The organism is Geodermatophilus sabuli (assembly GCF_900215145.1).
GTDB lineage: Bacteria > Actinomycetota > Actinomycetes > Mycobacteriales > Geodermatophilaceae > Geodermatophilus > Geodermatophilus sabuli.
This window is the reverse complement of sequence record NZ_OBDO01000012.1, coordinates 91,948-111,364: the sequence shown is the minus strand read 5'-3', so window position 1 is coordinate 111,364 and position 19,417 is coordinate 91,948. Positions and strand designations below refer to the sequence as shown.

The window sequence follows — 19,417 nt, the reverse complement described above, 5'->3', positions numbered from 1 at the left end:
CCCTTGCGCACGAACCGACTCCTGCCCCTGCTCGCCGCCGGAGCGCTGGTGCTCGGCGCCTGCGGAGGGGGCGGCGAGAGCGTCGACACCGGTGGGGGCGGCGGTGGCGGGGACGACGTGCTGGCGGCCGCGGTCAGCGCCCAGCCGGACCAGTTCGACCCGCACTCGACCAACGCGTACGCGAGCTTCCAGGTGCTGGAGAACGTCTACGACACCCTCGTCGTCCCGAACCCCGAGGACCTCACGATGGAGCCGAGCCTGGCGACGGAGTGGGCGACCAGCGAGGACGACCTGACCTGGACGTTCACACTCCGGGAGGGCGTCACCTTCCACGACGGCAGCGAGTTCGACTCCGCCGACGTCGTCTACTCCTACAACCGGATCATCGACGAGGACCTGAGCAACGCCTACCGGTTCGCCAACGTCGAGTCCGTGGCGGCCGACGGGCCGCAGACCGTCGTCATCACCCTGACCCAGCCGACGCCGAACCTGCTCGAGCGCATCGGCGCCTTCAAGGGGATGTCGATCATCCCAGAGGGCGCCGCCGACGAGCTGGACCTGACCACCGAGGCGATCGGCACCGGGCCGTTCCGGCTGGAGAGCTCGGATGCGAGCAGCACCGTGCTCACCGCCTACGAGGACTACTGGGGTGGGGCGCCGAGCATCGACGGCGTCGAGTTCCGATACATCACCGAGCCGGCCGCCGCGCTGACCGCGCTGCAGAACGGCGAGGTGCAGTGGACCGACAACATCCCGCCGCAGCAGATCGAGTCACTGCAGGGCGACGACACCGTCGAACTGCAGACGACGCCGAGCGTGGACTCCTGGTACATGTCCATGAACTACGCCCGGCCGCCGTTCGACAACCGGGACGTGCGGCGGGCGATCTCCTTCGCCGTCGACCGCGAGGCCGTCGCCGAGGCGGCGTGGTTCGGCGCCGCCCAGCCCAACCAGACGGCGATCCCCCAGGACAGCTTCTTCCACTCCGACTACGCGCCGTTCTCCCCGGACCCCGACCAGGCCCGCCAGCTGCTGCAGCAGGCCGGCGTGCAGACGCCGCTGACGATGGGGCTGATGGTCACCGACGAGTACCCGGAGACTGTCACCGCCGCGCAGGTGGTCGCCGGCCAGCTCGAGCAGGTCGGCATCACCGTCGAGATCGAGACCCTGGACTTCGCCACCTGGCTGGACCGGCAGGGCAAGGGCGACTACGACGCCTTCCTGCTCGGCTGGCTGGGCAACCTCGACCCGGCCGCCTACTACGAGGAGCAGCACAAGACCGGCGGGTCGAACAACTACCAGGGCTACAGCAACCCGCAGGTCGACCAGCTGCTCGCGGCCGGTGCCGCCGAGACCGACCCGGACGCCCGCAAGGCGATCTACGACCAGGCGGCGCAGCTCATCGTCGACGACGTCTCCTACCTGTACCTGTACAACCCCGACGTGGTGCAGGCCTGGGCGCCGGGCCTGTCCGGCTACCAGATCCGGGCGGACAAGGCGATCAACTTCGAGACCGTGGAGCTGCCCTGACCGGGTACCTCCTCCGCCGCACCGGGCAGTCGGTGGTGGTGCTGGCGGGGGTGAGCGTGATCGTGTTCGCGCTGGTCCACCTCGTGCCCGGCGACCCGGTGCGGCTGGCGCTCGGCACACGTTTCTCACAGGAGACCTACGACGCCCTGCGCGAGCGGTCGGGGCTCGACCAGCCGCTCCTCGCGCAGTTCTCCGGCTGGCTGGGCCGGGCCCTGAGCGGGGACCTCGGGGTCAGCTTCCGCAGCGGCGACACCGTGACCTCGCTGATCGCCGAGCGGCTGCCCGCGACGCTGACCCTGGCGTTCGCCTCGATCCTCGTCGCGCTGCTGATCGCCGTCCCGCTCGGCATCCTGTCGGCGCTACGACCCCGGTCGGTCGTCGACCGGATCGCCACCGTGCTGAGCCAGATCGGCATCTCGGTCCCGGAGTTCTGGATGGCGATCGTGCTCATCCTCGTCTTCTCCGGGACGCTGGGCTGGCTGCCCTCGGGCGGCTACGTGCCGCTGAGCGAGGACCCGCTGGGCTGGCTGGAGCGGCTGGTGATGCCTGCCGTGGTGACCGGCGTGGTGTCCGGGTCGGTCATCACCCGCTTCGTCCGGTCCAGCGTGCTGGAGGCGCTCGGTTCCGACCACGTCCGGACGGCGCAGGCCAAGGGGCTGCCGGGCCGGCAGGTCTTCACCTGGCACGCGCTGCGCAACGCCCTGCTGCCGCTGGTCACCGTCACCGGCGTGCAGCTGGCCTACCTGCTCTCCGGGGTGGTCGTCGTGGAGATCGTGTTCTCCTGGCCCGGGCTCGGACAGCTGGCGCTGCAGGCGGTCCAGGCCCGCGACTACCCCGTCCTGCAGGGGGCGATCCTGCTGTTCGCGGTGGTGTTCCTGCTGATCAACCTGGTGGTCGACCTGCTCTACACCGCCATCGACCCGCGGATCCGCCGATGAGCGCCGCCGCCCCCACCCCCGGGCCGGCGCCGCGGTCGCCGGCGGAGCCGGACGCCCCGGCGCGGTCGTCGGCGGCGCCGGACGCCACGGCGTGGTCGTCGGCGGCGCCGGACGCCACGGCGTGGTCGTCGGCGGCGCCGGCCCCCGCTCCGCGCCGGGCGCGCCCGCGCTGGCAGGAGACCCTCGGGCTGCTGGCGCGCAACCCGTCGGCCGCCGTCTCCGCCGTGCTCCTGCTGCTGCTGGTCCTCGTCGCGGTCTTCGACGAGACGCTGGCGCCATCGGGCCCCAACGAGATCTCCGTTGCCGACCGGCTGCAGTCGCCGAGCCTGGAGCACCCGTTCGGCACCGACGACCTCGGCCGGGACATATTCAGCCGGGTCATCCTGGGTGCCGGCGTCTCGCTGCGGGTCGGCTTCCTCGCCGTCGCGTTCGCGCTCGTCGTCGGCAGCCTCGCCGGGCTGCTCGCGGGGTTCTACGGCCGCTGGGTGGACGACGTCCTGATGCGGGCCATGGACGTCCTCTTCGCCTTCCCGGCGGTGCTCCTGGCGATCGCCGTGCTCGCTGTCCGCGGCCCGGGCGCCGGCAACACCGCCCTGGCGATCGGGATCGTCTACATCCCGGTCTTCGCCCGCGTCACCCGCGCCAGCGTGCTCGGCGTCCGCGAGGAGGTGTACGTGCGAGCCTCCCGGTCGGTCGGGGCCTCCGACCTGCGGCTGCTCACGCGGCACGTGCTGCCCAACGCCGCGCCGCCGATCATCGTGCAGACCTCGATCAGCCTGGCGTTCGCCGTCCTGGCCGAGGCGGCGCTGTCCTTCCTCGGGCTGGGCACCCAGCCGCCCAACCCGGCGTGGGGGCTGATGCTGGCCGAGGGGCGCGGCTACATCGACCTGGCCTGGTGGCTGGCCTTCTTCCCGGGGATGGCGATCTTCCTGACCGTGCTGTGCTTCAACCTGCTCGGCGACGGGCTGCGCGACGTCCTGGACCCGCGGCAGCGCACGCTCATGTCCGGGGGTGGGCGGTGACCCTGCTCGAGGTCGAGGACCTGCGGGTGCGCCTGCGGACGCCGCGCGGGCCGGCGGCGGTGGTCAACGGGCTGAGCTACTCGGTGGGCGAGGGGGAGACCGTCGCCGTGGTCGGCGAGTCCGGCAGCGGTAAGAGCGTCTCGGTGCTGGCCCTGCTCGGGCTGCTGCCGGCCCGCTCCGCCACGGTCACCGGCCGGGCGCTGCTGCACGGCGAGGACCTGCTGACGATGCCGCCCGAGCGGCTGCGCCAGGTGCGCGGACCCGGCATCGGCATGGTGTTCCAGGACCCGATGACGTCGCTGAACCCGGTGTTGACCATCGGCCGGCAGCTGGTCGAGGGCATCCGCGCGCACGGGGAGGTCTCCAAGGCCGACGCGCGGCGCCGGGCCGCCGAGCTGCTCGGCGAGGTCGGGCTGCCCGACCCCCGGGGGACGCTGGACCGGTACCCGCACGAGCTCTCCGGCGGGATGCGGCAGCGGGTGGTCATCGCGATCGCGCTGTCGAACTCGCCGTCCCTCCTGATCGCCGACGAGGCCACCACCGCGCTCGACGTGACCGTGCAGGCGCAGATCATCGACCTGGTGGAGCGGCTGCAGGCCGACCACGGCACCGGGGTCGTCTGGATCACCCACGACCTCGGGGTGGTGGCGGGCATCGCCGACCGCGTGCTCGTGATGTACGGCGGCCGCTGCGTGGAGGACGGCACGGTGGACGACGTCCTCGAGCACCCGGCCCACCCCTACACCCGCGGGCTGCTGGGCGCGCTGCCCGACCTGGCCGCGCCGGCCGTGGACGGCGAGGTGCCCGACCTCACCACCGTCCCGGGCGTGCCACCGGCACCCACCGACCTGCCGCCCGGTTGCGTGTTCTGGCCGCGCTGCCCGGTGCGCTCGGACCCGCGGTGCGAGACCCAGCAGCCGCCGCTGGCCGTCGTCGCCGCGTCGACGGGTGTGCTGCCGCACCGGGCGGCGACGTGGTGTGCGGAGGAGGCGCCCCGTGGATGACGTGCTGGTGTCCGCGCGCGGCCTGGAGGTGCACTTCCCCGTCCGGGCGAAGGGCGTCGGCCGCCGTACGGCCGGGGTGCTGCGCGCCGTCGACGGGGTGGACCTCGACATCCGCCGCGGGGAGACGCTGGGCTTGGTGGGGGAGTCCGGCTGCGGGAAGTCGACCCTGGGCAACGCGCTGCTGCGGCTGGTGCCGCCCACCGGGGGCACGGTGACCTTCGACGGCATCGACGTCACCTCCCTCGACCGCCGGCGGATGCGGCAGCTGCGCCGGCGCGCCGGCATGGTGTTCCAGGACCCGTTCGCCTCCCTCGACCCGCGGCGCACCGTCGCCCAGACCGTCTCCGAGCCGCTCGAGGTGCACGGGCTGCACGGCGGACGCCGGGAGCGCGCCCAGCGGGTCGGTGAGCTGCTGGAGCTGGTGGGTCTGGATCCCGCGGTGGCCGGGCGCTACCCGCACGAGTTCTCCGGCGGGCAGCGCCAGCGGGTGGGCATCGCCCGGGCCCTGGCCGGCGAGCCGGACTTCCTGGTCTGCGACGAGGCCATCGCGTCGCTGGACGTGAGCGTGCAGGCTCAGGTGCTCAACCTGCTGCGCCGCCTGCAGCGCCGGCTCGGCCTCACCCTGCTGTTCATCTCCCACGACCTGTCCGCCGTCCGGCACATCTCCGACCGGATCGCCGTCATGTACCTCGGGCGGATCGTCGAGATCGGGCCCGCGTCGGCGGTGGGGGCGGAGCCGCAGATGCCGTACACGCAGGCGCTGCTGTCCGCCGTCCCGGTGCCGCACCCGGCGCTGGAGCGCTCCCGCCGGCGGATCGTGCTGGGCGGCGACGTCCCCTCGCCGGCGAACGTGCCCAGCGGCTGCCGGTTCCGCACCCGCTGCCCGTACGTGTTCGAGCCGTGTCCGGACGTCGACCCGGCCCTGCAGCCGGTCGGCGCCGCCCCCGACCACGTCGCCGCCTGCCACCTGCACGGCGTGGTCGGCACCCCGGTGCGGCACGACGAGGGGGTCGACGTCGGCTCGTGACGCTCGGCGCCCGAGGTGTCACCCTCTCTCGACGGGGACGAGGCGGTCGCGAGCCGGCCGCGGGGGCGCCGTCCCTGGTAGGAACGCCGCGTGCGGACGGCGGAACTGCGCGAGCGTTTCGCCTCCAGCGCCGTGGCCCGGCTGGCCACCGTGCGCCCGGACGGCGCCCCGCACCTCGTCCCCCTGGTGTTCGCGCTGGTCGACGACGCGGTCTACTCGGCGGTCGACGCCAAGCCCAAGCGGTCGACGCAGTTGCAGCGCCTCGCGAACGTCCGCGCCGAGCCGCGCTGCGCCCTCCTCGTGGACCACTACGAGGACGACTGGTCGCGGCTGTGGTGGGTCCGTGCGGACGGCACGGCTGAGGTCGTCGACGCCCCGCCCGCCGGGCACCCCGGACTGACCGCGCTGGCGCGGCGGCACCCCCAGTACCGCGAGCAGCCCCCGACCGGGCCGCTGCTCGTCGTCACCGTGCAGCGGTGGAGTGGTTGGTCCAGCACGTCCTAGCCCCAGGAGGCGGCCGCGCCGTTCGTCGAGCGGGTGCGGGCGGCGTGGCGGGACGCCGGCCGGGAGGGGGAGCCGCGGTTCGCCGCGCTGAACCACTTCTCGCTCGGCGACACCGAGGAGCAGTCGCGGGCCTACCTGCTCGACTACTACGAGCCGATGGGCCGTGAGGTCGCGGAGATGATCGCCGGCGGCGCGCACCGGTCAGCGCAGGCGATCAAGGAGGTCATCGCGGGCTTCGCCGAGATCGGCGTCGACGAGCTGGTCCTGGACCCGACCGTCTCCGATCCGGCGCAGGTGGGCCTGCTCGCCGAGGTCGCCCTGTAGCTCAGCCCAGGTGGGGACGGCTCCGTTGTGCCAGGCTGACGCGGTGGCTGTGACAGAACACCGGAGCGGGCAACGGACGACAGCGGTCACCTCCTACCGGGGCCACGGCATCCACGCCGCCCCCGGGGTGCACGAGTACGCCGTGGAACTCGTGCGGGCGGCCCTGCCCGAGGGGGGACGGATCCTCGAGGTGGGTTCCGGGTGCGGTGCCCTCGCGCTGCGGCTGCGGGACGCCGGCTTCGACGTCGTCCCGACCGACCTCGACCCCCCGCACGACTGGATCCACCGGCTGGACCTCGACGACCCGCAGTGGACCGACGACACCCGCGGCCCGTTCGACATGGTCGTGTGCGTCGAGACCCTCGAGCACGTGGAGAACCCCCGGCAGGTGCTGCGGGCGATCCGCTCGCTGCTGCGCGCCGGGGACCGCTTGCTGGTCAGCACGCCGAACATCACGCACCCGCACTCGCGGCTGAAGATGTTCTTCAAGGGGGCGCCGTACATCTTCGGCCCGGGCTTCTACCACTCACCTGGGCACATCACGATCCTCCCGGAGTGGATGCTGACCGAGCACATCCGGCTGGCCGGGTTCGACCAGATCGAGGTGCGCAACGGCGGCAACACGTTCTACAAGGGCCTGGTGCACCTCGGGTACCGGCTGGAGATCGCGCTGCTCAAGCTGATCGGCGTCCGGCAGCGGGCCCACTCCGGCGACGGGATCTGCACCTTCGTGACGGCGACGGCCAGCTGACTGCTCCCGGCCGCGCTCGGCCGTTGACCATGGGGTGGTGGCCTGCCGACAGGCCGGTGGACGGCGGGGTGCGCGTAACGACCCCGTGACCCAGGGGCCTGGGCGGGTGCGCCGGGGCGCACATGGGGCCAGCGTGATCTGCCCGGAGCGCATTCTCCACGTGGTCCGCCGGAACCGACACGGCAGGCGCCTCGGGGGCAGACGTGTTACAGCAGTCACACCCGTCGCGGACTTCGGTCACAGACGACGGAGGCCGGACAAGAGACTGTGACGGCCGTTACGTGCGGAGCGTCACACTTCTTCCCGCTGTAGGAGTTGGCAAACCCCGATCGCTGCGCCGTACACCCCGGATCATCACACCAATCAGAGTCGGTGAGGGAAACATGGTGGCGAGTCCAGCGACGAGTGATCCCGAGGCTGTTCGCTCGGTGACATCCGCTCCGGTCGACCGCAAGGGGGCGCGCAAGGCGATCCTCGCGGCGGGTACGGGGAACGCCTTGGAGTGGTACGACTTCGCGGTCTTCGCCTTCCTGACCCCCGTCCTGTCCCAACTGTTCTTCCCGGGCGAGGACCGCATCGCCGCGATCCTGTCCACCTTCGCCGTGTTCGCGGTCGGCTTCGTGATGCGCCCCATCGGCGCCATCCTGTTCGGCCGGATCGCGGACAAGCGGGGTCGGAAGGTCGCGCTGATCGTGTCGGTGACGCTGATGGGCGTAGCCACGCTGCTCATCGGGATAATGCCGACCTACGCCTCCGTGGGGCTCCTGGCTCCGGCGCTGCTGGTCGTGGCGCGCATGCTGCAGGGCCTGTCGGTGGGCGGTGAGTTCGGGGCGTCGGCGTCCTTCCTGGTGGAGTACGCGCCGCCGCACCGTCGAGGCTTCTACGGGTCCCTGGCGTACTTCTCGGCCAACGCCGGCAGCATGCTCGGCGGCCTGGTCGTCCTGCTGTTCACGCTGTTGCTCTCGGCCGAGTCGATGACCGGCTGGGGTTGGCGCGTTCCCTTCCTGCTCAGCTTCCCGCTGCTGGCGATCGGGATGTACCTGCGGGCGAGGATCGCGGAGACGCCGCAGTTCGAGGCGGTCAAGTCCACCGACGAACAGGTCAGCAGTCCGCTGTCGACGGTGCTGCGGGAGCACTGGAAGGCGATGCTCACCATCGTCGGCATCGCGGTCGCCTTCGCCATCACCTCGTACACCGTGCTCTCGTTCATCCTCAGCTACTTGATCACGGTCATCGGGTTCACCCCGATCCAGGCACTCACCGCGGTCGTGCTGGCCACGGCGATCGGTTCCTGCATGACCCCGGTGTTCGGCGCCCTGTCGGACGCGTTCGGCCGGCGACCGATCCTGATCTTCGCCTGCCTGGCCGGGCTCGCCCTGCCCTATCCGGGTTTCCTGCTCCTGCAGAACGGCACCTTCGGGTCCGCGCTCCTGGGCATGGTCATCCTCTGGATCCCGGTCAGTAGCTTCTGCGGCGTCACGCCCGCGACCTTCGCCGAGATGTTCCCGACGAAGGTGCGCGTCTCCGGGTTCGGGGTGGCCTACGGGTTCGGCACCGCGCTGTTCAGCGGTACCGCGCCCTTCGTGGCCACCCTGCTGGTCGACGTGACCGGCAGCAGTCTCGCCCCGGCCTGGTACGTCATGGTCGCCGCGTTGGTCAGCCTCTGCGTCATCCTGCCACTGGTTCGCGAGACCCGGCACGACACGTGGGTGGGGTAGCAGCAGCCGCATGAGGGTGCGCCTCCGCGGCCGGGCCGGCTGCGGAGGCGCACTGTCACGTCACGGGGTGGTCTCGCTGCCGTCAGTCGCCACCGCTGGCGACCGCGTGAAGCGCCGCCGGGTCGAGCAGCACCAGGGCGCCCGGCGTCCGGGCGACCAGTTCGTCGTCCTGGAGCTGGCGCAGTGCGCGGGCCACGACTTCCCGGACTGAGCCGATGGCGTCGGCGAGCTCCTGCTGGTTGACTTGGACCACCAGCTGGTTGTCCTTTCGCTCGGCCAGGTCGAGCAGGTGCCGGCTCACCCGCTGTCGGACGGTCCCGAACAGGCTGATCCCGAGCAGCTCGATCGACTCGTAGGACCCTTCGGTGACCTTGCGGGCGAACAGCCAGGCGACGGAGACGTCGGTGTTGGCGAGCCGCCGGAGGACGCTGACGTTGAGCATCGCCACCTGGCACGCGCCGATGGCTCTGGCCCCGTAGGGCGCGCCGTCGGAGATGACGGCCGGCAGGCCGATGACCTGACCGGGCCCGGCGTACCGGATGGTGGCCGCCCGGCCGCCCTGGGACAGCACCTGCACCTTGGCGTGGCCGGACAGGATCAGGGCCAGCCGCGGCTGGCCGTAGGCCTCGTAGATCACGTTGCCGGGCGGGATGGTCAGCACGAAGGAGTCCGCGAGCACGAGGTCACGAACCTGCTCACTGAGTTCAGCGAGGTAGCTGTTCTCCCAGGCGTCCACGACCGCTGGATCCGGTCCCCTCGGGGACATGCGCGGCCTCCCGTCGGGCACGAACTGTCGACACCGAAGCGTAACCACGATCCACACGCGCCGACCGGAGCCCGCCGGCACGGCAGGACTCGCGGTTTCCGCGGGCTGGGGGCCGGCGGGACCGGGACCGTCCGGTCGAGGCTCAGGCAGCGCGTCGGGCGTACCGACGGTCCAGGAAGGACAGCAGGTCGTCGACGAACCGGTCGGGCTGCTCGATGTTGGGCATGTGCCCGCAGTCCTCGTAGGTGAGCAGCTCGGCGTCCGGGATGCGGGCGGCCAGTTCGTCGGCGTACCCGGGCAGCCGCAGTGGGTCCTGCGCTCCGGCGACGACCAGGGTAGGGCAGCCGATCCGCTCGTAGCGCGTGTCGTCGGGCTTGCCGAACTCGCCACCGCCGACCCCTTGCCCCGGCGGCCGTAGACGGGCCGACGCGGTGCACTGCCATGCGCCCGGGATGAGGCTGAGCTCGTGCCGCCAAGTGAGGTAGTCCTCGTCCTGCGACAGGGCCGGGGAGTACAGCACCGTGGCGAGGATGCGGCGCATCCCCTCGCGGCTGAGGTCGTAGTCCAGGGTCGCCCGCCGGGCGTCGTTGTCCGGCACGAAGCCACCGCCGCTGACCAGCACGGCGGCGGAGGCGGGGAGCACGGGGCGGTCCGACGCGAGGTCCTGCGCCAGGTACGTGCCGCCCATGGAGTTGCCGACGATCGCCGGCGCCGCCCAGCCCAGGCTCTCGATCACCGCGGCGATGTGCCGGAGTCGGCGGCCCCTGGGGTCGGCGAAGTCGACGACCTTGTCGGTCCGCCCGAAGCCGAGCCAGTCCGGTGCGACGACGTGGTAGCCGGCCTGGGCGAGCGGGGCCATGACGTGCTGCCAGGAGGTCTCCGCGCAGCCGCCGTACTCACCCGAGTGCAAGAGCAGCAACGGGCGCCCGCCCACCCCTGCTTCCAGCAGGTGGGTGCGCATGCCGTCGAGAGTGGCGTAGCGGCTGGTCGCCGGGGTCACGACAGAGCCTCCTTCGTCGTCGGGTGGTGGTCAGTGCGTGGGAACGGGTCAGAGCGGGACGCCGGGCGTCGGGCTCCCGCCGAGCCAGGCGGCCCCCTCGGCGTAGAGGTCCTCCACCACCGCGCCGGTCAACCCGGGGAGGCCGTCCTTCACCGTGAAGCCGGCCTTGGTCTGCAGGTAGGCCAGGTGGCGGTAGCCGGCAGGGAACCGGCTCAGCAGCTCGGGGTCCAGTGCCACGTCGGCGGCGGGGTCCAACACGTCCAGCCGGTCCTTCTCGTAGATCGGCTGGCGGCGGACGATCCGCCAGGCGCCGTCGCGCTCCTCGAAGAAGTCGTAGAAGCGCCCGGTGCAGGTCACGTCGACCTCTACGCCGTCCACCGCCGCGCGCTGGGAGATGGTCATCTTCGTCTGGGCGATCGCCCGGGTGCCGGCGACGTTCACGCTGGTGCCGCCGAGGAAGTGCAGGATGCTCACGCCGCTCTCGAAGCCCTGGCGGCTGACGCGGATGAACTCCTCGGCCGGCCCCTGGAACCACGTGGCGGTCATGTACCCGTCGGAGTGCCAGACAGTGGCGAACCGCGCCCAGTCCCCGGCGTCGCGCCAGACGGCCCAGTTGTCGACCGTCTCGCGGATCGCCTGCCGCGCCGCGGCGTCGTTGCTCACTGCTGTCCTCCCGCTGGTGATCGGCCGACCTCTGGCCCGGCGAGTTCGTGTCCCATCCGTTCGCGCTTGGTGCGCAGGTACCGCACGTTGTGCGGCGTCTCGACGGTGGGGAGCGCGACCCGGCCGACGACGGTGAGCCCGTGACCCTCCAGGCCCCGGTACTTGGCCGGGTTGTTGGTGATCAGCCGCAACCGTGAGATCCCCAGGTCGCCCAGGATCTGTGCGCCGACGCCGTAACTGCGCGAGTCGGCCGGCAGGCCCTGGACGGTGTTGGCGTCGACGGTGTCGAACCCCTGCTCCTGCAGTGCGTAGGCGCGGATCTTGTGCGCCAGGCCGATGCCGCGGCCCTCGTGGCCGCGCAGGTAGACCACCGCACCGCAGCCCTCGGCCGCGACCGCCCGTAGCGCCTGTTCCAGCTGGCCGCCGCAGTCGCAGCGCAACGACCCGAGGATGTCGCCGGTGAGGCACTCGGAGTGCACGCGCACCAGGGCGCCCGCGGAGGTGCGGCCGGCGGCGGCCACGTCGCCCATGACCAGGGCCAGGTGCTCGGTCCCGTCCAGGCTGCTGCGGTAGGCCACCGCGCGAAAGGCGCCGAACTCGGTCGGCATCTGCGAGCTCGCGACCTGCTCGACCAGCCGCTCGGTCGCCCGCCGGTAGCGGACCAGGTCGGCGATCGCCAGGACGGGAAGGTCGTGCTCGGCGGCGAAGGCCGCCAGCGACGCCCCACGGCGCATCGAGCCGTCCTCGTCGACGATCTCCCCGATGACGCCCACACCGCTCAGGCCGGCCATCGTGGTCAGGTCGACGGCGGCCTCCGTGTGGCCGGCCCGGACGAGGACGCCGCCGCTGCGGGCCCGCAGTGGGAAGACGTGCCCCGGGCGTCGCAGGTGCTCCGGGCGCGTTCCGGACTCGGCCAGCGCGTGCACGGTGCGTGCCCGATCGGCGGCGCTGACCCCGGTCCCGGTGTCGACGTGGTCGACGGTGACGGTGAATGCGGTGCCGTGCCCGTCGGTGTTGACCTCGACCATCTGCGGCAGCTGCAGCTCCTGCGCCCGCGCCGCCGTCATCGGTGCACAGACGATGCCGGTGGTGTGCCGCACGAGGAAGGCCAACTGCTCCTCGGTGACCAGCTCCGCGGCGACGACGAGATCGCCCTCGTCCTCCCGGTCGGCGTCGTCGACCACGATCACCATGCGGCCGGCCGAGAGTGCGGCAACCGCGTGCTGGACCGCCTCGGCCGGCGAGCGACGGGCGCTCACGAGGACAGCTCCCCCAGCGCGGAGTGCGTGCCGAAGGCCCGCCCGTGGTAGGTCAGCGGCGCTGCCGCGCAGGTGTCGGCGGCGACGACCGTCCCGAGCGCTACGACGTGGTCCCCGCCATCAACCAGGGCGGCCACCTCGCAGGCCAGCCAGCCCGGCGCTCCCGGTAGCCGCGGGAGGTCGTGGTCGCGTTCCCACCGCACCCCCGCGAACTTGCCGGTGCCGCCCTTGCGGGCGAAGGCCAGCGCTAGTGCGGACTGGGTGGCACCGAGGACGTTCACGCCGAACCGGCCGGCCTGACGCACGACGGCGAGCAGGTCCGACCCGCGGTCCAGGGACACGAGCACCATCGGGGGATTCATCGACAGCGATGCGAACGCGCTCACCGTCGTCCCGACCGGCAGGCCGTCGTCGATCGACGTGACCACCGACACCGGTGTGGCCACACCCGCCATCGCCTCACGGAAGCGCTGCTGCAGGAGGACGTCCGCGGTTGCCGGTCCGGCGGACCGGGCGGGCGCGGGAGCGTCCAGGGGGGTGATGCTCATGCGCGGGCCTCCTTCTCCGTCGGCCGCGGCGGGCCGGCTCGGTACGCGACGAGCATGCGGGCCCTGGGGGAGCCCGTATGTGACCTGGGTCGCTACCGCGGCCCACTTCGGTCGAGCGCCGGCGGGCTGGGCGCGGGTCACAGCGGGCGGCGACCTAGGTCACAGACCGGGCAGGTGATCCGGCCCACATTTGGCGGACCGACGTTGCCATGGAGGAGACACCGATGCTGACCCTCGTAGACGAGACGACCGGGACCCCAGCGGGCCACGGCGTCGTCCTGGACGTGACCGAGCTGGGCAGCGGCGCTCCCGTGGTCGTGCTCCACGGCTCGGAGGGCGCTGAGGCCGACTACGAGTTCCTGAAGACGCTGGCCGACGAGCGGCGCGTGATCGCACCCAGTCACCCCGGCTTCGGGTTGTCACCCCGGCCCGACTGGTGCACCAGCGTGGAGGACCTGAGCTACCTCTACCTCGACTGGCTCGACCGCATCGACGCCCACGACGTGACGCTGGTGGGCCTGCAGTTCGGTGGGTGGCTGGCCGCGGAGATCGCGGTCCGACGCAGCCCGCGGATCAGCCGCCTGGTGCTGGTCGACGCCGTCGGCATCAAGGTCGGCAGCCGCGGGGACCGCGACATCGCCGACGTGTTCGCGATGTCCCGGACCGACCTCGACGCGCGTCAGCACGCGGTGCCCGAGACGGCGCCCGGCGACCTGAGCCTGGCCCCGCGCGAGCAGGTGCTCCACATCGCCCGCAACGAAGAGGCTCTCGCGCTCTATGGCTGGGAGCCCTACCTGCACAACCCCCGGCTGCGGCGCTGGCTGGACCGGATCGACGTGCCGACCCTCGTCCTGTGGGGCGAGGCCGACGGCATCGTCTCCCCCGAGTACGGCCGTCGCTACGCCGAGGCGATCCCGGGAGCCCGGTTCGGCCTCGTCCCGGGCGCCGCGCACCGCGCCCAGATCGATCAGCCCTACGAGATCGCGGCTCGCATTCGCGACTTCTCGGCCTGACGACCTCTCCCGCCCGAAGGAGCGACCATGCAGTTCTGGCACTTCAGTGAGACGCCCTACCCCGACCTGCCGCCGGAGCCGGAGTTCGACTCCATCCGCGTGACCCTGCCCAACCGGGTGCTCGACCCCGCGCTGGCCGCGCGGCTGTGGGACCGCTACCTCGCCGAATGGCAGGTGGCCGACGACGCGGGCCTCAACGTGATGCTCAACGAGCACCACTCCACCGCGACGTGCATGGACCCCGCCGGGCCGGTCGTGGCCGGCGCGCTTGCCCGCCTCACCAAGCAGGCCCGCATCCTGCTGCTGGGGAACCCGGTGGCCAACCGCAAGGACCCCGTGCGGATCGCCGAGGAGATGGCACTGGTCGACCTGCTCTCGCACGGTCGGCTCGACGTCGGGTTCGTGCGGGGCGTTCCCTACGAGGTCTCGGCGGTGAACAGCAACCCGGTGCGGATGAACGAGCGCATGTGGGAAGCCATCGACCTGATCCACAAGGCCTGGACCACCCACGACGGGCCGTTCAACTGGGAGGGCGAGTTCTTCACCCACCGGCAGGTCAACATCTGGCCGCGGCCGCTCCAGCAGCCGGCCCCACCGATGTGGGTCACCAGCACCAGCACCGGAGGCGCGGCCCGCGTCGCGGACGCCGGGCACGTGCTGGCCACGTTCCTCACCGGCTACGAGGGCACCCGAAAGGTGTTCCAGGCCTACCGCGACCGGCGGCTGGCCACGGGCGGGGAGCTCCCGGCCGACGACCGCTTCGCCTACGCGGCCCTGGTGTACACCGGGAGGACCGACGAGGAGGGACTCGAGGGGGCCCGCAAGCTGATGTGGTACATCTCCTCGAACAAGGTCCCCTCGCAGTTCGTGCTGCCCCCCGGCTACATCCCCTATGCCCAGCGGGCCGCGGGGCTGGCCGGGCAGTCCTCGCCGTACGACTTCCACACCAAGACCCTCGACGAGCTGATCGCCGACGGGATCGTGTTCGCCGGCAGCCCGGCGACGGTGCGCGGTCAGATCGAGCGGTTCTACGAGCGGGTCGGCGGGTTCGGTCACCTGCTCCTCATGGGCCAGGCCGGTCACATGGACCACGAGGAGACCGTGGCCGGCATCCGCGCCTTCGCCGAGCACGTCAAGCCCGGCCTGGAGCACCTCCTCCCCGCCGCTGCCCCGGTCGGCGTCTGACCCCACACGGACGGACGGGCCGGCCCACGGAGGCCGGCCTGTCCACGCCCGACGAGCACGGAGGAGGAACTCTCGTGTACCCGCTCAACGCCTGGTACGCCGCCGCCTGGGACGCCGAGGTGGGACGCGCGCCGCTGGCCCGGACGATATGCGAGCGCCCGCTGGTCCTCTACCGGGCCGCCGACGGGCGGGCAGTGGCCCTGGCCGACGCCTGCTGGCACCGGCTGGTCCCCCTGTCGATGGGGCGGGTGGACGGCGACGACCTGGTCTGCGGCTACCACGGCCTCGGCTTCGGCCGGGACGGTCGCTGCACGCGGATGCCGGCCCAGGAGACGCTCAACCCGTCGGCGGCGGTGCGGTCCTACCCGGTCGTGGAACGCCACCGGTTCGTCTGGATCTGGCCGGGGGACCCGTCACTGGCCGACCCCGCACTCGTGCCTGACCTGCACTGGAACGACGACCCGGAGTGGACCGGGGACGGCGAGACCATCCACCTGGACTGCGACTACCGGCTGGTCCTGGACAACCTCATGGACCTCACCCACGAGCAGTTCCTCCACGCCGGCAGCCTGGCGAGCCAGGAGCTGTCGGACTGCGAGCCCGAGGTCGAGCACGGCGACCGGCACGTGACCCTGACCCGCTGGATGCTCGGCATCGACGCCCCGCCGTTCCTCGGCATGCAGCTGGCCCGGAAGGACCCCGGCCACACCGGCCCGGTGGACCGCTGGCAGGTGATCCGTTTCGAGGCCCCCGCGACCATCGCGATCGACGTGGGGGTGGCCCCGAAGGGCTCCGGTGCCCCGGAGGGCGACCGCAGCGCCGGCATCAACGGCTACGTGCTCAACACGGTGACCCCGAGCGCCGCCGGCGCCTGCCACTACTTCTGGGCCTTCGTCCGCAACTACCACCTGGGGGACCAGGGCTTGACCACCCTGCTGCGCAACAGCGTCTCCCGGGTGTTCCGGGAGGACACCGCGATGCTCAACGCCCAGCAGCGGGCCATCGAGGCCAACCCCGACCACGAGTTCTACAACCTCAACATCGACGCCGGTGGCATGTGGGTGCGCCGGGTCATCGACGCCCAGGTGGCGGTGGAGCAGGGCCGCGAGCGCGCTCACCCCAGCGAGCTGACCGCCGTGGCCGCCGGCACGCGGCGGCCGAGCGGATGCTGACGGCCGTCGTCGAGACCCGCGGTCAGGTCACCGCGGACGTGGTGCTGCTCGCGCTGCGCCCCTCCCGACGGGTGGACCCCCCTCCGCCGGGCAGCCATCTCGACGTCCGTGTGCCCCTGGACGGGTCCGCGGAGTACCGGTCGTACTCACTGGTCGACCTGGGAACCGACGACGGTCTGCTGCGGCTGGCCGTCCGCCGGCAGCCGCACGGCCGGGGTGGGTCGGTGTGGATGCACGGGCTGCGGCCCGGCGCCGTCCTGGAGTGCCGGGAGCCGGTCAGCGACTTCCCGCCGAGCCCGGGCGGCGCGTCCAGCGTGCTGCTCGCCGCCGGGATCGGCATCACGCCCGTTCTGGGTCTGGCCCGCGCGCTGCGCGAGCGGGGCGTGGACTACCGCGTCGTCTACGGCGGCCGGACGCGGGCGGCGATGCCCTTCGTCGACCACCTGGAGGCGGCGCACCCCGGCCGGGTCGAGGTGCACCCCTCCTCGTCGGGACGGCGGATCGACGTGGCGGCAGTCGTGTCCGGCCTGCCGGCGGAGGGCGTCCTCTACGTCTGCGGGCCCTGGTCACTACTGGCCGAGGTGCGACGGCACTGGCAGGTGGTCGGCCGTCTCGCCACTCACCTGCGCTTCGAGACCTTCGGAACCAGCGGCCGGTTCCCGACCACGAGCTTCACCGTCGAGGTGCCCGCACGCGGCGTCACGTGCGAGGTGCCGGTCGACGCCACGATGCTCGACGCGCTGGAGGCGCCGGTCTCGAGGTGCTCTACGACTGCTTGCGCGGCGAGTGCGGGCTGTGCCGGGTCCGGGTGCGCGCCGTCGAGGGCGTCCTCGACCACCGCGACGTGTTCCTGTCCGAGCGGCAGCGGGCTGCGACCACCGAGATGTGCGTCTGCGTCTCCCGCGTCGCCGGCACGCGCGTCGAGATCGACTGCTGACCGTCCCTCAAACCCCGCGAGGAGAAACCCCGTGTCCACCCAGACCGACGACCCCGTCGCCGCGGAGCCCGCCGCCGTCGAAGACCCGTACCGGTCGATCGCGGACCTGCAGGCCGCGGCCCTGTGGCGCTACTACGGTGACGTGCTCCCGGCCCGACCCACGCCGCGGGCCGTACCTCACCTCTGGCGGTACGCCGCACTGCGTCCCCACCTGCTGCACTTCCTCGAGACACTCTCGCTCGAGGACGCCGAACGCCGGGTGCTCATGCTCGTCAACCCGGGGCTGACCGAGCCGCCGGCGACGACGACGTCGCTCTACGCGGGCCTGCAGATCATTGGGCCGGGGGAGACCGCCCAGGCGCACCGGCACGTCGCCAACGCCTTCCGGTACGTCATCGAGGGCTCGGGCGCGTTCACCACGGTCAACGGCGAGCGGGTGCACATGCACCCCGGTGACCTGCTCCTGACGCCTGGATGGCACTGGCACGACCACGAGCACCAGGGCGACGGGCCGATGGTGTGGCTCGACGCGCTGGACTACCCCATGACGAACGCCTTCGACGCGAACTTCTTCGAGCTGTTCGGCGAGCGCACGCAGCGGAGCCTGGGGCCCGACGACCTGTCCTCGCGGCAGTTCATCCACGGACAGCTGGCCCCGGCGTGGGAGGTGCCTCGCGCCACGGCGTCCGCGGCCTCGCCCGTGGGCAACTACCCGTGGCGGGAGACCGAGCGTGCCTTCGCGGCCATCGCCGACGACGCCTCGGGCAGCGCGGCCGAGGGCGTTCTGCTGGAGTACAAGAACCCGCTCACCGGCGGGCCGGTGCTGCCGACGATGTCCTGCCGGATCAGCCGACTGCGCCCCGAGTTCCGCGGCACCGTCGTCCGCCGCACATCGAGCAGCATCTACCACGTCGTGCGCGGCTCGGGGTCGGCGCTGGTCGGGGACCGGGAGCTGTCCTTCGCCGACAAGGACGTCTTCGCCGTCCCTCCGTGGGCCGCCCTGCAGCTGTGCAACGACGGCGACGAGGACGCCTTCCTGTTCAGCTTCACCAACGAGCCCGCCCTCCGGGCGCTGGGGTTCTACCGCGAACAGTTCGGCGCCGCCCACGGGCCGACCCGATAGGAGCAAGCGTGCGCTTCGTGGTCTTCGACGACGTCCAGCTGGGCTGCGTCACCGGTGACACCGTCATCGACGTCACCTCGCTGGTGCCCGGACCGGCGACGCCGGCGGGTCCCCTCCACCGGTTGATCGAGGCCGGGATCACCGGGCTCGACGCCGCCCTGGAGGATCGGGAGCTGCCCCGCCTGGCGCTGTCCGACGTCCGGTTGCAGGCACCGCTGCCGCGGCCGCCGAAGATCATCGGTGCGCCGGTGAACTACCTCGAACACAAGGCCGAGATGAGCGTGGTGCACTCGATCACGGACCTCGGGGTGTTCCTCAAGGCCCCCTCGTCGGTCATCGGTCCGGGGAGGGCCGTCCGGCTGCCCTACGACGACGTGCGCACCGACCAGGAGGGGGAGCTCGCCGTCGTCATCGGCCGCACCGCCCGTGACGTTGCCCCCGAGGACGCGCTGGACCACGTGTTCGGCTACACCTGCAGCCTGGACATGACCGTGCGCTCGACCGAGGACCGGTCCACCCGGAAGTCCTTCGACACCTTCACGCCCGTCGGACCAGCCGTGGTGACCGCTGACGAGATCGCCGACCCCGGGGCGCTCGAACTGGTCTGTCGGGTCAACGGGGAGGTACGGCAGAAGACGTCGACGGCCGACCTCGTCTTCGGCGTCCCCGAGCTCATCGCCTACACGAGCTCGGTCATGACGCTGTGGCCGGGCGACCTCATCCTCACGGGCACCCCCGCCGGCGTGGGTCCGGTTCACGACGGCGACCGGATCGAGGTGGAGATCTCCAGCGTGGGCCGCCTCGAGGTGACCGTGACTGCCGTGGGGGCCCGGCCACACGGCCGGCGCCCAGGCCGCGGGGGTGAGCCTGCGGGCGCTGCCTGCGTCACCGCGACGGCCAGCTGACCGGTGCCGGCCGGGGCGCCACCCCGGT

20 protein-coding genes and 1 pseudogene are annotated in these 19,417 nt (G+C 72.3%); 16 read left to right on the top strand and 5 right to left on the bottom strand.

The window, feature by feature from the left end; genetic code table 11:
• Nucleotides 1–3: 3 nt before the first annotated feature.
• From CRP39_RS23005 to CRP39_RS22965, 9 genes are all read left to right on the top strand, one after another.
• Nucleotides 4–1,530 carry an ABC transporter substrate-binding protein gene (locus CRP39_RS23005; protein WP_097208721.1) on the top strand — a complete coding sequence of 509 codons (1,527 nt, stop codon included), beginning with the start codon at nucleotides 4–6 and terminating at the stop codon, nucleotides 1,528–1,530.
• On the top strand, nucleotides 1,527–2,468 hold the full coding sequence (locus CRP39_RS23000) for an ABC transporter permease (RefSeq protein WP_097208819.1): 942 nt from the start codon (nucleotides 1,527–1,529) through the stop codon (nucleotides 2,466–2,468). The genes CRP39_RS23005 and CRP39_RS23000 overlap by 4 nt, the downstream gene beginning before the upstream one ends.
• A complete protein-coding gene (locus CRP39_RS22995) occupies nucleotides 2,465–3,490 on the top strand; it encodes an ABC transporter permease (protein WP_245854053.1) in 1,026 nt (341 codons plus the stop codon). Before CRP39_RS23000 ends, CRP39_RS22995 begins: the two co-directional genes overlap by 4 nt.
• Entirely contained in the window at nucleotides 3,487–4,494 is a 1,008-nt protein-coding gene (locus tag CRP39_RS22990) for an ABC transporter ATP-binding protein (protein ID WP_097208720.1), read from the top strand. The genes CRP39_RS22995 and CRP39_RS22990 overlap by 4 nt, the downstream gene beginning before the upstream one ends.
• On the top strand, nucleotides 4,487–5,521 hold the full coding sequence (locus tag CRP39_RS22985) for an ABC transporter ATP-binding protein (RefSeq protein ID WP_172442592.1): 1,035 nt from the start codon (nucleotides 4,487–4,489) through the stop codon (nucleotides 5,519–5,521). Before CRP39_RS22990 ends, CRP39_RS22985 begins: the two co-directional genes overlap by 8 nt.
• Before the next feature lie 90 nt (nucleotides 5,522–5,611).
• The gene (locus CRP39_RS22980; protein WP_097208719.1) at nucleotides 5,612–6,025 is read left to right on the top strand and encodes a TIGR03668 family PPOX class F420-dependent oxidoreductase; all 414 of its coding nucleotides are present in this window, start codon (nucleotides 5,612–5,614) and stop codon (nucleotides 6,023–6,025) included.
• A 33-nt stretch (nucleotides 6,026–6,058) separates the two neighbouring features.
• Nucleotides 6,059–6,349 carry a hypothetical protein gene (locus CRP39_RS22975; RefSeq protein ID WP_097208718.1) on the top strand — a complete coding sequence of 97 codons (291 nt, stop codon included), beginning with the start codon at nucleotides 6,059–6,061 and terminating at the stop codon, nucleotides 6,347–6,349.
• Nucleotides 6,350–6,392: 43 nt separating this feature from the next.
• On the top strand, nucleotides 6,393–7,100 hold the full coding sequence (locus CRP39_RS22970; protein ID WP_245854052.1) for a class I SAM-dependent methyltransferase: 708 nt from the start codon (nucleotides 6,393–6,395) through the stop codon (nucleotides 7,098–7,100).
• Between the two features lie 428 nt (nucleotides 7,101–7,528).
• Complete coding sequence (locus CRP39_RS22965) at nucleotides 7,529–8,818, top strand: MFS transporter (RefSeq protein WP_216359889.1); 1,290 nt, start codon at nucleotides 7,529–7,531, stop codon at nucleotides 8,816–8,818.
• An 82-nt stretch (nucleotides 8,819–8,900) separates the two neighbouring features.
• Here the strand turns inward: CRP39_RS22965 and CRP39_RS22960 are convergent, their stop codons facing one another.
• The 5 genes from CRP39_RS22960 to CRP39_RS22940 form a co-directional block, all read right to left on the bottom strand.
• Nucleotides 8,901–9,554 carry a Crp/Fnr family transcriptional regulator gene (locus CRP39_RS22960; RefSeq protein ID WP_172442591.1) on the bottom strand — a complete coding sequence of 218 codons (654 nt, stop codon included), beginning with the start codon at nucleotides 9,552–9,554 and terminating at the stop codon, nucleotides 8,901–8,903.
• Between the two features lie 172 nt (nucleotides 9,555–9,726).
• Nucleotides 9,727–10,584: an alpha/beta fold hydrolase gene (locus tag CRP39_RS22955; RefSeq protein WP_097208714.1), complete on the bottom strand. Its 858-nt coding sequence runs from the start codon at nucleotides 10,582–10,584 to the stop codon at nucleotides 9,727–9,729.
• Between the two features lie 48 nt (nucleotides 10,585–10,632).
• Nucleotides 10,633–11,247, bottom strand: coding sequence for a nuclear transport factor 2 family protein (locus tag CRP39_RS22950; protein WP_097208713.1), 615 nt, complete (start codon nucleotides 11,245–11,247; stop codon nucleotides 10,633–10,635).
• A complete protein-coding gene (locus tag CRP39_RS22945) occupies nucleotides 11,244–12,506 on the bottom strand; it encodes a bifunctional 3,4-dihydroxy-2-butanone-4-phosphate synthase/GTP cyclohydrolase II (RefSeq protein ID WP_097208712.1) in 1,263 nt (420 codons plus the stop codon). The genes CRP39_RS22950 and CRP39_RS22945 overlap by 4 nt, the downstream gene beginning before the upstream one ends.
• Entirely contained in the window at nucleotides 12,503–13,054 is a 552-nt protein-coding gene (locus tag CRP39_RS22940; RefSeq protein WP_097208711.1) for a flavin reductase family protein, read from the bottom strand. Before CRP39_RS22940 ends, CRP39_RS22945 begins: the two co-directional genes overlap by 4 nt.
• A 224-nt stretch (nucleotides 13,055–13,278) precedes the next feature.
• Between CRP39_RS22940 and CRP39_RS22935 the strand changes: the two genes are divergently transcribed.
• From CRP39_RS22935 to CRP39_RS22915, 7 genes and pseudogenes are all read left to right on the top strand, one after another.
• On the top strand, nucleotides 13,279–14,067 hold the full coding sequence (locus CRP39_RS22935) for an alpha/beta fold hydrolase (RefSeq protein ID WP_097208710.1): 789 nt from the start codon (nucleotides 13,279–13,281) through the stop codon (nucleotides 14,065–14,067).
• Nucleotides 14,068–14,094: 27 nt separating this feature from the next.
• Entirely contained in the window at nucleotides 14,095–15,252 is a 1,158-nt protein-coding gene (locus CRP39_RS22930; RefSeq protein WP_097208709.1) for an LLM class flavin-dependent oxidoreductase, read from the top strand.
• A 74-nt stretch (nucleotides 15,253–15,326) separates the two neighbouring features.
• Nucleotides 15,327–16,424, top strand: a complete 1,098-nt coding sequence (locus tag CRP39_RS22925; RefSeq protein ID WP_097208708.1) for an aromatic ring-hydroxylating dioxygenase subunit alpha — start codon at nucleotides 15,327–15,329, stop codon at nucleotides 16,422–16,424.
• Nucleotides 16,418–16,699 (top strand): annotated as a pseudogene (locus CRP39_RS28435) (FAD-binding oxidoreductase); the annotation flags it as partial. The gene CRP39_RS22925 and the pseudogene CRP39_RS28435, both read left to right, overlap by 7 nt.
• A complete protein-coding gene (locus tag CRP39_RS28430) occupies nucleotides 16,651–17,361 on the top strand; it encodes a 2Fe-2S iron-sulfur cluster-binding protein (protein ID WP_425432568.1) in 711 nt (236 codons plus the stop codon). The pseudogene CRP39_RS28435 and the gene CRP39_RS28430, both read left to right, overlap by 49 nt.
• Before the next feature lie 265 nt (nucleotides 17,362–17,626).
• The gene (locus CRP39_RS28425; protein ID WP_375791632.1) at nucleotides 17,627–18,484 is read left to right on the top strand and encodes a cupin domain-containing protein; all 858 of its coding nucleotides are present in this window, start codon (nucleotides 17,627–17,629) and stop codon (nucleotides 18,482–18,484) included.
• An 8-nt stretch (nucleotides 18,485–18,492) separates the two neighbouring features.
• A complete protein-coding gene (locus CRP39_RS22915; RefSeq protein ID WP_097208706.1) occupies nucleotides 18,493–19,389 on the top strand; it encodes a fumarylacetoacetate hydrolase family protein in 897 nt (298 codons plus the stop codon).
• The last annotated feature ends 28 nt before the right edge of the window (nucleotides 19,390–19,417 follow it).